The sequence below is a fragment of the Microcoleus sp. AT8-B5 genome (genome assembly GCF_036705565.1).
In the GTDB taxonomy this organism is placed as follows: Bacteria; Cyanobacteriota; Cyanobacteriia; order Cyanobacteriales; family Microcoleaceae; genus Microcoleus.
The window spans coordinates 41,920-54,998 of sequence record NZ_JAUBUY010000019.1; the positions used below are offsets into that span (position 1 = coordinate 41,920).

Annotated in this window: 3 protein-coding genes; 2 read left to right on the forward strand and 1 reads right to left on the reverse strand. The window is 47.8% G+C overall.

Annotated elements, in window-relative coordinates; genetic code table 11:
* Nucleotides 1-567: 567 nt before the first annotated feature.
* The gene (locus QUB39_RS14980) at nt 568-5,127 is read left to right on the forward strand and encodes a PAS domain S-box protein (protein ID WP_333209418.1); all 4,560 of its coding nucleotides are present in this window, start codon (nt 568-570) and stop codon (nt 5,125-5,127) included.
* 734 nt (nt 5,128-5,861) lie between these two features.
* On the opposite strand, the gene QUB39_RS14985 is transcribed toward QUB39_RS14980, so the two are convergent.
* Nucleotides 5,862-9,992: an EAL domain-containing protein gene (locus tag QUB39_RS14985; protein ID WP_333209419.1), complete on the reverse strand. Its 4,131-nt coding sequence runs from the start codon at nt 9,990-9,992 to the stop codon at nt 5,862-5,864.
* A 463-nt stretch (nt 9,993-10,455) separates the two neighbouring features.
* Here QUB39_RS14985 and acnB point away from each other — a divergent pair, with 463 nt between their 5' ends.
* The gene (acnB, locus tag QUB39_RS14990; RefSeq protein WP_333054001.1) at nt 10,456-13,071 is read left to right on the forward strand and encodes a bifunctional aconitate hydratase 2/2-methylisocitrate dehydratase; all 2,616 of its coding nucleotides are present in this window, start codon (nt 10,456-10,458) and stop codon (nt 13,069-13,071) included.
* The last annotated feature ends 8 nt before the right edge of the window (nt 13,072-13,079 follow it).

Genomic DNA, 13,079 nt, shown 5'->3' on the forward strand with positions numbered 1-13,079 from the left:
CATTTAGGATTGCTATAAATCGAGCATTACTTAAAACTCTAGAAAAGGCGATCGCCGAAATTCAAACAAATTTTAAAAGACGTGTTCCCAACAGGATATTCAATCGCCAAAACAAGGAAACCATTAATCGAGTTTGCGGTAATAATAAAAAGGTGACAATAGAAACCGAAGGCGAGCAAAAAAAATGTCAAAATTAGTCAGAGACGCTCCTCCCGATCGCGAAATGGAACCGGGTTTCTTGTTTCCACTTTCGGAGATTCCCTGACTTGATTACGTTAATAAACCGGGTTTATGTGTAAGTTTTGTTAGCATTATTCTCAATAATTGATACTTAATGAAGTAGCAAATTATGCCACTTTTTCAGTAAATATACGGGAGCTAAGATGGTCGATAGACCTCCAAATCTCGAAAAAATACGGAAATGCAGTGTGAGTAGCTGCTAAGTGCTAGCAGAAGGAGGAGAATAGGTTCTTTGCCTTTTTGACTTACCAGACTCAACTTGCAGAGCGCTATTGAGATGCCATCAACCTCGATACCAAACCGCAAAATAACTAAAGAAAAAGCATTATGTTTCATGAATACCTGTATTACGAAGTTTGCAACCTGCGCGAGAAACTAGCTCACCTAGAAAGAGAAACGCAGTCTCAAACCTGGTTCAAAAAGCTGCAAGCGCTGATGGGAGTGATTGGCAAAATTCGTGAATCCCTAGACTTAGAAACAATATTCAAAATCACAGCCACCGAAGTTCGGCAACTCCTAAATGCCGATCGAGTCGCCGTCTACCGATTCTTTCCCGAATCCGAATGGAATGAGGGCGAAGTAGTGTCCGAAGACGTACTGCCCCAATACAGCCCATCTTTGGGAGCAAGAGTCCGCGACTACTGTTTCGGCGAACAATTTGCCGCCAAGTATGCCAAAGGTTACGTTCAAGCTGTCACGGACATCTACAAAGCCCGGTTGAGCCCTTGTCACCTCAAAATCCTCAAGCGATTTCAAATTCGAGCCAACTTAGTCGTACCCCTGCTGCAAGGGAAACATTTGTGGGGATTGCTGTGCATTCACTCCTGCGGCAATCCCCGCGATTGGCAAGAAGACGAAATCGAATTTGCCAGACAAGTAGGCGATCATTTAGCAGTTGCCATCCACCAAGCCGAACTGCACTTACAAACTCAGAGGCAAATAGCACAAATCGAAGCAGCACAGCAGAAACTCCGCGACAGCGAGCAAAAATATCACCAAATTCTCGATTCGATCGCCGATATGGTATTAGTCAAAGGCCCCAAATCCAAAATTGTTTGGGCAAATCAAGCATTCCGCGACTATTACGGCATGACTCAAGAGGAACTTCAAGACATCCTAGACGCACCTTTCGCCGATCCCGACAATACCCTCCAGTACGTCAGAGATGACGCCTTCGTATTTGAAACCGGACAGACTCTGCAAATTTCCGAAGAACCAGTGACGCGCTACGACTCAGAAGTGCGGCTGTTCAGCACCGTCAAAACACCGATCCGCAACGCAGACGGCCAAATCGTCATGACTGTCGGCGTCTCCCGCGACATGACGGAACGCAAACAAGCAGAAGAAGCCGTCAAAGCCAGCGAAAGCAAATACCGCAGCCTGGTAGAAACCTCCCAAGACATGATTTGGTCGGTAGATGCTTCAGGACGCTACACCTTCGTCAACCCAGCAGTTAAGTACATCTACGGTTACGAACCAGAAGAAATGATCGGTAGGCCCTTCTCCGACTTTGTGACACCAGAACAATGCCAGAAAGATTTAGAAGTTTTCGCCCGCCTGTTTGCCGGAGAATCAATTTTCCAGTACGAAACCACCCAAATCGCCAAAGACGGCAGCATGAAACATTTGATGTTTAACGCGATCGCCCTGTACGACGAAACCGGAAACTTCCTCTGCACCACAGGTACAGCCGCCGACATTACCGATCGCAAGCGAGCAGAAGCAGCCTTACAACACGCCAACGCAGAACTAGAGCGCAGAGTAGAAGCGCGCACAGCCGAACTGCGACAGACTTTTGCCGCACTCAGTGCCAGCGAAACCAAGTTTCGGACGATCGCAGCCACCATGCCCGGAGCTCTGTTCCAGTTTTGCAACCGTGACGGAATTTGGCGCATTGACTACATGAGCGATCGCATCTTCGATATCAGTGGCGTTACCGCAGCAGAAATGATGCAAGACATCAATACATTCATTTCCCGCGTCCATCCCGAAGACTTGGAAGGCTACATCGCTTCGGTGAACCAGGCCATAGAAAACCTCTCCCTGTGGCACTACGAAGGGCAGTTAGTCAAGCCCGACGGCGAGATTCGCTGGTGGCAGGGCGACTCCATGCCCACCCGCAGCGAGAACGGCGAAATCGTATTTTGCGGCGTATTGTTCGACATTACCGATCGCAAAGTTGCCGAAACCGCCATCCGCAACAGCCAGCGACAGCTACAAGAAGCCCAGAGACTCGCCCACGTCGGAAATTGGGAACTCGACGCAGCCACCGGAACCATCACTTGGTCGGAAGAACTTTTCCGCATCTTCGGACTCGAACCAGCCCCCATCGCGCCCAACCTAGCCGAACAGGTCGCTCAGATTCATCCAGAAGATTTGGCATTGTGGCAAACTCAAGTGCAGCGGGGACTCGAAGCGGGCATCCCCTTTGATTTTGACTTTCGCCTTTACCGTCCCGACAGCATCTTGCGACACGTGAACGCCGTGGGTCAAGCCGAAACCGATGTCAACGGCAAGGTGGTAAAAATGTTCGGTACGGTGATCGACATTACCGATCGCAAAGCCGCCGAAGCAGCCCTGCGGCAAGCAGCAGTCGAGTTAGAAGACAGAGTGAGCGATCGCACGGCCGAACTTTCCCAAGCAGTCACCCAATTAGAACAAGAAATTGGCGATCGAAAACTTGCAGAAGCAGCGCTGCAAGTTTCCGAGCAAAACCTGCGAACCATATTTAACAATGTCTACGATGCTATCTTCATTCACGATTTAGAAGGAAACATTCTCGATGTCAATAATCGAATGTTAGAAATGTACGGAGTGAGCCCCGAACAAGCAAAAAAATTATCAATTAAAAATGACTATTCAAGCGCCGACAATCCCATTGAACAAATGGAAGAACTTTGGGAAAGAGTATTAGCAGGCGAAACTGGTCGCGTGGAATGGAAAGCGAGGCGTCCCAAGGACGGTTCAACTTTTGATGCAGAAATTGCCCTGTCCAAAATTAATCTCAACGGCAATCTCAGCATCATTGCCAACGTCCGAGATATTAGCGATCGCAAACAGGCAGAAGCAGAACTGCAACACGCTCAAAATTTTATGGAGTCAGTGCTCAAAACCATACCCGTAGGAGTGGTTGCCAAGGATGCCCAAGAACTGCGGTTTGTTCTGTGGAACCCAGTAGCTGAACAGTTACTCGGTTTCAGTGCAGCAGAAGTAATCGGCAAAAATGATTACGACTTTTTCCCAACAGAACAAGCTGATTTTTTCACCGCCAAAGACCGGGAAGTGATCGATAGCGGGCAAATTTTAGAAATCGCCGAAGAAGAAATTGAAACTAGCCAAGGAGAAACGCGGATATTTCATAGCAAGAAAACAGCAATACTCGATGCTGATGGCAAACCGCAATATCTATTAGCTGTCACCGAAGACATTACCGATCGCAAGCGGGGAGAAATTGCCTTAAGGCAATCGTCAGCCAGACTCAGACAGCAAGCCGAGCGAGAAAAACTGCTCAACAACCTCACTACTCAAATCCGCAATTCCCTCGATTTCGACAGCATTATTGCTGTCGCCGTCCAAGAAATTCGGGCTTTCATGCAGATCGATCGTTGCAACTTTAGCTGGTATCGTTGCGACGGAGACGAACCATACTGGGAAATTATTCAAGAATCTCGCACAAGAGAACTTCCAGATTTAATAGGTTGCTATAAAGCTTCTGATTTCGGAACTATAGGAGAACAGATGTTGCGTCTAGAAACGCTGCAAATCGATGATGTCGGAGCGATCGCAGACCCTATTTGGAGAAGCTCTCTTAACTCTCTGGGCTACCAATCTGTCTTGGCAATTCCCATGCAGGCACTTTCGGGAGTAGTGAGCGTTGTTACCTGCGCCCACTCCGCTGCTGTGCGACTCTGGAGTGACGACGAAGTAGAATTATTGCAAGCGGTTACAGTTCAATTGGCGATCGCCCTCAACCAAGCCGATCTTTACGCCCAAACTCGGAATAAAGCTCTCGAATTAGAAAAAACATTGAAGAAATTAACCAGCACTCAATCGCAGTTAATTCAAAATGAAAAAATGTCGAGTCTCGGTCAACTTGTGGCAGGAGTCGCCCACGAAATAAACAACCCAGTTAACTTTATTTACGGCAATCTCAGTCACGCCAACGACTATACCCAAGACTTGCTACACCTGATCGAACTTTACCAAAACCACTATCCCGATCCCGTCCCGGAAATTCAAGAAGAAGTAGACAATATTGAACTCGACTTTCTGATGAAAGACTTGCCAAAGTTGCTTTCTTCAATGAAAGTCGGTGCAGACAGAATTCAACAAATTGTTGCTTCTCTCCGCACATTTTCCCGCATGGACGAAGCGGAAATGAAAGCCGTCAACATCCACGAGGGCATAGATAGCACCCTGATGATTTTGCAGCACCGGCTCAAAGCTAAACACAACCATCCAGAAATTCAGGTAATTAAAGAATACGCTCAACTGCCCTTGGTAGAATGTTATGCCGGACAATTAAATCAAGTATTTATGAACATCTTGAGCAATGCTTTGGATGCTTTAGAAGAACGGGATATGCGCCGTTCTGCTGAGGAAAAGCGGCAAAAGCCCAGCAACATCCGCATCCGCACTGAACTATCGCCAGCCGGCAAAGTAATCATTCGGATTGCTGACAACGGGCCGGGAATACCGGAGACTGTCGGCACTCGGCTTTTTGACCCGTTTTTTACTACTAAACCTGTGGGTAAAGGCACCGGGATGGGCTTGTCAATTAGCTATCAAATTGTTACAGACAGACACAACGGGTCGCTGAAATGCACTTCTTCGCCGGGCCAGGGTACAGAATTGGCGATCGAGATTCCCCTCAAAGCTAATTGTTAATAGGGAATTGGTAAGTTGTAATTGGCAATTGCGAAAGCGTTACTGTGCGTCATTCGATTTTAGATTTTAGATTTTAGATTTTGGATTGACTTGCGCGAGATAAATGCTCTTTCTTGAGGATTTTCGATTTCCGATGTTGGATTGATTCCACGGATAAACCACGTGGCGGGTACCACATGAAGAAATTCGTGGTCAGTTTGGTAATTTTCAACCATATCAAATCCGGTAGCATCGTCCTGATATAGCAACCGCCAAGACAGTTAGGACGTTGTTAATGGCTGAAACGATTGATTATATTGCTTCTTCCTGCTTCCTTCTGCAATAAAATCCAGTCATATCAAATCCGGTAGCATCGGAATTATTCCTCTCTGTATTCTCTCCCTCTGCGTTCTCTGCGCCCTCTGCGGTTAAATCATTCCGATGCAACCGGAAACGATATCAATACTCAACAATCACGGACGGTACAACCGGAATTGAACTCATTTATCTGCGTGAATATCTGTTAATCTGCCCTCATCTGCGGTTAAAAAAAGAGAATGTATTAACCGCAGATGACAATGGATGGACGCGGATTCACGCAGATGAATAATTCCGATCCTAACAGATTTGATATCATCACCTAAAATCTAATTTTGATGCACCATTTATTCCCTGGTGCATCAGTTTTGAGATTAGGAGTTTGTAGCAAAAATGTCTTCACAGGGTGAGGCACTATTTACCAATCTGTAGCTCAATCAGTCCCTAATTTCTATATTACCGAGATTTATCAGGATTTCGGTCACGGCAGAACTGTCCAAAGGTTTAGAAAACCAATATCCCTGAGCTAATTCGCAGTCTAATTCTCGAAGCTGTGCTAACTGTTCGCCTGTCTCTACACCTTCGGCGATCGCATTCAATCCCAAATTGTGAGCCAAAGTTACGATCGCCCGCACAATCTGCAAAGGCTGACCCCCGTCGTCACCATTTTCGACAGCCCCCAAGCGGCTCACAAAAGATCGATCGATCTTCAGTGTATCCAGCGGAAAACGGTGCAAGTAACTTAAAGACGAATAGCCAGTACCGAAATCGTCTATCGACAATCGAATATTCCTACCTTTTAATTCGGCTAGCACAATATTGGCTTTTTTCACATTTTCTACGATCGCACTTTCAGTAATCTCCAATTTTAAACAGCTCGGATCGCAGCCAGTTTCTGCTAAAATTTCATCGATTTCCTCGATTAAATTCGGCATACCTAACTGTTTAGGAGAGAGATTGACGCTCATTGTTAATTGCGAAGGATCAATAATGGGTAATTTAAAATTCGCAATTGGTAGCTGGGAAGTTGTACTGAACGTAGCCGAAGAGTTGGTAATTGGGAATTGGGAATTGGTAATAGAGGAGTGGAAATCGGTAATCGGGAATTGGTAACTGGGAATTGGTAATTTTTTACCGATTCTTTCTTCCCTGTGACCAATACTGGGGCTACGCTCAGTAAAAGTTCCGTGTTCCTCATGCCCTGTATCTGTTACATCAGTTAAATCCCCTAAATTGCCCGTTGCCCTCTCCTCTGTTGTTACCCTGAGCGAAGTCGAAGCGCCTTCTTCCTTCTGGTTACGCTGAGCGACTTGCCCTGAGTGCAGCCGAAGCGAGTCAAAGGGCCTTGTTCCGACTTCCATTGGACTTCTTCCCTGTTGCTCGGTTAACATTTCTTGCCAAATCCGCAATTGCTGACAAGCTTCCCGCAACACCCAGGCTCCCAGAGGCACGATCAAACCTGTTTCTTCAGCTACAGGGATAAAAGTAGACGGCGGAACTAGACCCCGAACCGGGTGGTGCCAGCGCACCAAGGCCTCAAAACCTTCGAGCGCACCGCTGGCGATCGAAACAATCGGTTGGTAGTGCACAATAAAGTGCGAACATTGATTCTTGCTCTCTCCTAATTCCTCCTTGCCCAAAATAGCCAACCGCAGGTCAGTTTCTAACTGCAACAGCGACATAGTTTGGTCGTGCATCGCCAAATTAAACACTTCGTGGCGGGCCTTACCCAAAGCTTTAGCGCGGTACATAGCGATGTCAGCATCGCGTAGGAATTCTTCCGGGTGAGTGTACGAATTTAATTCGCCACTGGGGGTGGCTTCGCCTCGACTGAAAACAATGCCAATGCTAGCGGTGGTAAATACTTCGTGCCCTTCGAGATGAAACGGCTTCGTCAGTTCTTTTTGTATCTTTTTAGCTGCGAGGGTGGCGTCGCTGAGGCTCTGAATGTGGTCTAGCAGGATCGTGAATTCGTCTCCCCCCAGTCTGGCGACGGTATCCGAAACCCGGACGCAGGTTTGCAGTCGCTGGGCGAGGGCGATTAGCAGTTTGTCTCCTAAAACGTGTCCTAAAGAATCATTAACTACTTTGAAGCGGTCTAAATCTAGGAAAAGTAAACCAAATTTGTAATCGGGGGACTGATTGGATCTGCGGATGGCTTGTCCTAGCCTGTCGATGAACAAAACCCGGTTGGGCAAACCCGTCAGCGCATCGTGAAAAGCGCCGTGCAGCAGTTCCCGTTCTACTCGCTTGCGCTCGGTGACATCTCGGATAATAATCTGGCCGGCCGTCGAGCCTTGATAAATAGCGGGGATACCGGCCATTTCAACGTCTATTATTTGTCCGTCGAGCCGCATTAGTTTTTGTTCGGCAAGGTCGAGTGGCTGATTTTCTGTCTCGACTAGCCGAATGCGCTCTGTGGCTATTTCCACATAGTTTGGATGGACGAAATGCAATATGGGAAAGCCAATCAGCGCTTCGGGAGAACTCGCACCGAGGAGTTTCGCGCCGGCAGCATTGATGTAGGCGATTTTCCCTTGACTGTGAACGGCGATCGCTTCGGGAGATAGTTCTACTAAACGGCGATAGCGTTCTTCACTTTCTTTGAGAGATACTATCAACTCGCATCGCTCTTTTTCAGCTTGCTGGCGTTCGATTTCCATTTGGTGAACCGCCAGAATTTTCCCAATACTTTGAGCCATCAATTCTATAATTTCTATTTCCTCGTACTTGAACTTTCTTTTCTTTATTTCTGGCGAACTAAAACTTAACGTACCGTAAGTTTTATTGTTGACAAATATCGGCGTTCCGATGTAAGATTCTGATTTGCAGCTTAGATAAGCAGGATGTTCGCGCATCTCAATATTTGCTCCTATATGAGAATACGCAACTGTTTTGTTGAGCTTAATTACTGCGGCGCAGTAAGTATCGCTGAGGTTCAATTCTAAGCCTCGCACGAAGTATCCTAAATCAGTTTTCGCTGCCTGGACAATAAAAGTTTCGCTGTCAACTTCAGCCATGATGCCCATAGAAAGTCCAAACATCAAACAGCCGGCTGTTAGATAATCGTCAACCAGTTCTTCAAAGTTTTGATAATGATAAGTTGTAATCCGGTGCAAGTGTTTGAGATTAGCGCTAAAAGCTGCTAAAGCTTGAGATTTTAAAAATAACTCTTCTTCCGAACGCTGGCGGTCGGTAATGTCTGTTTGTACTCCAATAAAGTGGGTTAAGTGTCGCCGCGAGTTGTAAACCGGAGCGATCGACAATTCGTGCCAAAAAGGCGTGCCGTCTTTCCGAAAGTTGCGTAATATAACTTGAGCTTCTCTGCCTTCTTCAATCGCAATTCGCAATTCTTTGGCAGCGGGGCTGTCAGTGTCTGTGCCTTGCAAAAATCGGCAATTTTTGCCCATTAACTCGTCTCTGCTATAACCCGTAATCCGCTCAAAACTGGGATTGACATAAATAATCGGATTATCTGCAACGGTTGCGTCGGTGATTGCAATGCCGTTGCTGCAACTTTCGATCGCCCGTTCCATCATTTGTAAGCGCTCTTGCGATATAATCCGCTCGATCGCCGCAGCTAACACGTTGGCGATCGCTTCTACAAAATAAACGTCATCTTGACTGAAAACCCGCCCTTGGCTGGTATGAACCCCCAAAATGCCCCAGGCCTGCGAGGATGAACTGTCCGCTGGTTCTACTTGTCCCCAGTTCCTCCCCAGTCCCCGATTGCCGGGAATGATCACAGTAACGCCGCTGACAGCCCGGTGGTTGTGCAGTAGCGGCAACTCGCTAAAGCGCGTTTCCACCCGCAAATCTTCGACGATCGTCGGTTCGCCCACTAGCAATGTGTAACCTGCTTGGGATCGAGCAGAAGCGGCAACAGTAGCGCTGCCGACGAGGCCCGGCTGCCAGCCAACCCCCGCTCGCAGCATAAAAGCATGACCAGAGGGCAACAGTTCTAACACCTGGCAATAATCAACGTCCAGGGTTTGAGCAATTAAAACCGCAGCTTTGTCCATCAGTGCGGACAAATCAGTTTCGGCCAGGGCCTGCTGCCCCAAGTAAGCGACGGCCGCTTGCTGGCGGGCTCGCGAGTGGATTGACGTGAGCAATTCCTGCTCCTTGGCGGCCGCTCGCTTCCGATCCGTAATGTCGGTGAACACCGACAGAACAGCTTTCCCCGACACCAATGTCAGATACCGCATCGATACACTTGCCCAAAACAGCGTGCCGTCAGCTTTTTTAAACCGGATTTCTGTCTCGCGGACGTGTCCGTTGCGGGCGAGCCGCAACAGCAATTCCTGGCGCTCTGCTGGTTTGTGGTAGAGCGTTTCGGCTTTTTGGCGGTCGATCGACTTAAATCCTGTGAACCCGAAAGCCTGACGACATAAATCGTTACTATAAATAATTGTGCCGTCCCCCAGACTGCTCACGATCAGGGGTATTGGCATCGAGTTGGCGATCGTCAGCAGTAATTCTTTGGCTCCTTGCAGCTCTTTGTACAAGTCTGGCTTGGAGGCCCAGCCGTGACAGTCTTCAGACTTTTCAGGGATAAAACTTTCCATTGTTTAATCGATCCATTAGCAGGACAACTTTTTTAAACTTGTGGTCAATCAATACTGCGGACTGTTTTTAATTAGCATTCGTAGAATAAAAGTTTCAAGGCGATTCGCCAATGGAGCTACCAACGGAAAATCAAGGGTTTCACACTACGAACTACAAACAGTCCAGACTATTGGTAAATGACGATTTCAGATGCAGAGGAGGATCTACAGTAGCCCACAACACATTAATCTTAACCAGAACTATGCAACTGAAGGCCCTAAACTGCTCGACTGAAGTTTGATACGCTGCTCTCTCGTTAAAGACCACATCTGTCTTTGGTATGAAAATCTACTGTTTTTAAAGTTGCGTTAAGTTTTGATGTATGGCGAGGTACTTTACCCAATGTGCAGCGGAAGCTCCTAATCTAAAAAGTAAAGCCACCTACTTGCCAACCACCGAATACTATCCGAGGAGAGAGGAGAAATGCTTGAATCTTACCGCCGTACCGCGGCCGAACGTGCCCATGAGGGAATTCCACCGCTGCCGCTAGACGCCCAGCAAACGTCGGAACTGTGCGAACTGCTGAAAAATCCGCCGGCAGGAGAAGAAGAAACCTTAATAGAATTATTGCGCGATCGCGTCCCCCCAGGCGTAGACAGCGCCGCCTACGTCAAAGCTGGTTTTTTAACTGGCATTGCTAAAGGCGAAATCCACAGCCCCCTAATTGCTCCCAAATGGGCAGTTTACCTGCTGGGGACAATGATGGGCGGTTACAACGTCCAATCTTTAATCGATTTGCTCAACCCCACTGCCGAAATCGCCATTCCCGCCACCGCCGCCCGGGCACTGAGCAAAACGTTGTTAGTATTCGACGCTTTCCACGACGTTATAGCTTTGTCTGATACAAATCCCTACGCCAAGCAGGTAGTCGATTCTTGGGCGGATGCCGAATGGTTTACAGGCCGTCCTGTATTGCCAGAAGCGATTACCGTTACAGTCTTCAAAGTTCCTGGAGAAACCAATACTGACGACTTGTCGCCTGCACCTCATGCTACCACGCGGCCGGACATTCCCCTACACGCTTTGGCGATGCTCGAAAGTAAGATGCCTGGGGCTTTGCAAACCATTGCAGAATTGAAGCAAAAAGGTCATCCCGTAGCCTATGTTGGTGATGTTGTCGGTACTGGTTCGTCGCGGAAATCGGCGATTAATTCCGTGCTCTGGCACATTGGCAATGATATTCCGTTTGTGCCCAACAAGCGCAGTGGCGGTTATATTTTAGGAGGTGCGATCGCCCCGATCTTCTTCAATACCGCTGAAGATTCCGGCGCATTGCCGATCGAATGTGATGTCTCCCAAATGGAAACAGGAATGGTAATTACCATCCATCCATACAAAGGCGAAATCACCAACGAAGCCGGAGAAATTATCTCCACATTCACCCTCAAACCTGACACAATTCTAGACGAAGTTCGCGCCGGCGGCCGAATTCCCCTATTAATTGGACGAACTTTAACCGACAAAACCCGCGCAGCTTTAGGACTAGAACCTAGCACTATTTTTACCCGTCCTACAATTCCAGTAGATACGGGAAAAGGCTTTACTTTAGCCCAAAAAATGGTAGGCAAAGCTTGCGGTTTGTCCGGCGTTCGCCCCGGTACATCTTGCGAACCAGTCATGACAACAGTCGGCTCGCAAGATACCACAGGGCCAATGACTCGCGACGAATTGAAAGAACTTGCTTGTTTGGGATTTAGCGCCGATTTGGTTATTCAAAGTTTCTGCCACACCGCCGCTTATCCAAAACCAGTTGATGTCAAAACTCACCATGAATTGCCCGATTTCATGGCAGAGCGCGCCGGCATAGCTTTGCGCCCCGGAGACGGCATTATTCACTCTTGGCTGAACCGGATGTTATTGCCAGATACAGTGGGAACGGGCGGCGATTCTCACACTCGTTTTCCTTTGGGAATTTCCTTTCCTGCGGGTTCGGGATTGGTGGCATTTGCTGCGGCATTGGGCGTCATGCCTTTGGATATGCCGGAATCAGTTTTAGTGCGGTTTAAAGGTGAATTGCAGCCGGGAGTAACGCTGCGGGATGTTGTGAATGCCATTCCCTATGTAGCAATTCAAAAAGGTTTGCTAACCGTCGCGAAACAGAACAAGAAAAACATCTTTTCTGGGCGGATTATGGAGATTGAAGGTTTGCCCGATTTGAAGGTTGAGCAGGCTTTTGAATTGACCGATGCGACTGCAGAGCGTTCTTGCGCTGGATGCACGATTAAATTGAGCGTGGAGACTGTTTCTGAGTACATTCGTTCCAATGTCGCGCTGCTGAAAAACATGGTGGCGCGGGGCTATCAAGATGCGCGGACGATGATGCGCCGGGTGGCTAAGATGGAGGCATGGCTGGCAAATCCGGTGCTGATGGAGGCGGATGCTGATGCGGAATACGTTGAAATCATCGAAATCGATCTGAACGAGATTAAAGAGCCAATTGTGGCTGCTCCCAATGACCCGGATAATGTTAAGTTGTTGAGTGAGGTTGCGGGCGATCGGGTTGACGAAGTATTTGTCGGTTCCTGCATGACAAATATCGGTCACTACCGCGCCACAGCGAAGGTGTTGGAAGGTGCAGGGGAAGTGAAAACTCGCCTGTGGATTTGTCCGCCAACTCGCATGGACGAACAGCAACTCAAAGAAGAAGGTTATTACAGCATTTTTGGAGCCGCTGGAGCGCGTACAGAAATGCCCGGATGCAGTCTTTGTATGGGCAATCAAGCGCGGGTTAAAGATGCGACAACGGTTTTTTCAACTTCTACTCGTAACTTTAACAACCGCATGGGCAAAGATGCACAAGTTTATCTCGGTTCGGCGGAATTGGCGGCCGTTTGTTCGCTGTTAGGTCGCATTCCTACAGTCCAAGAATACAATGACATTGTGTCAAAGAGAATCGATCCTTTTGCTGGTGATTTGTATCGCTATTTGAATTTCGATCAAATTGCTGGTTTTGAGGATGAAGGACGAGTGATTGCTTTGGAAGATATGCCTCGCATTGAGGATATTTTGGGGATTCCCGATGGTGTGCTGAGCAAGTAAAAAGTGGG

Bases quoted from the DNA above. Each gene is read 5' to 3' on its own strand.
- acnB (WP_333054001.1), top strand. From the start codon at position 10,456: ATGCTTGAATCTTACCGCCGTACCGCGGCCGAACGTGCCCATGAGGGA.
- QUB39_RS14980 (WP_333209418.1), top strand. From the start codon at position 568: ATGTTTCATGAATACCTGTATTACGAAGTTTGCAACCTGCGCGAGAAA.
- QUB39_RS14985 (WP_333209419.1), bottom strand. From the start codon at position 9,992: ATGGAAAGTTTTATCCCTGAAAAGTCTGAAGACTGTCACGGCTGGGCC.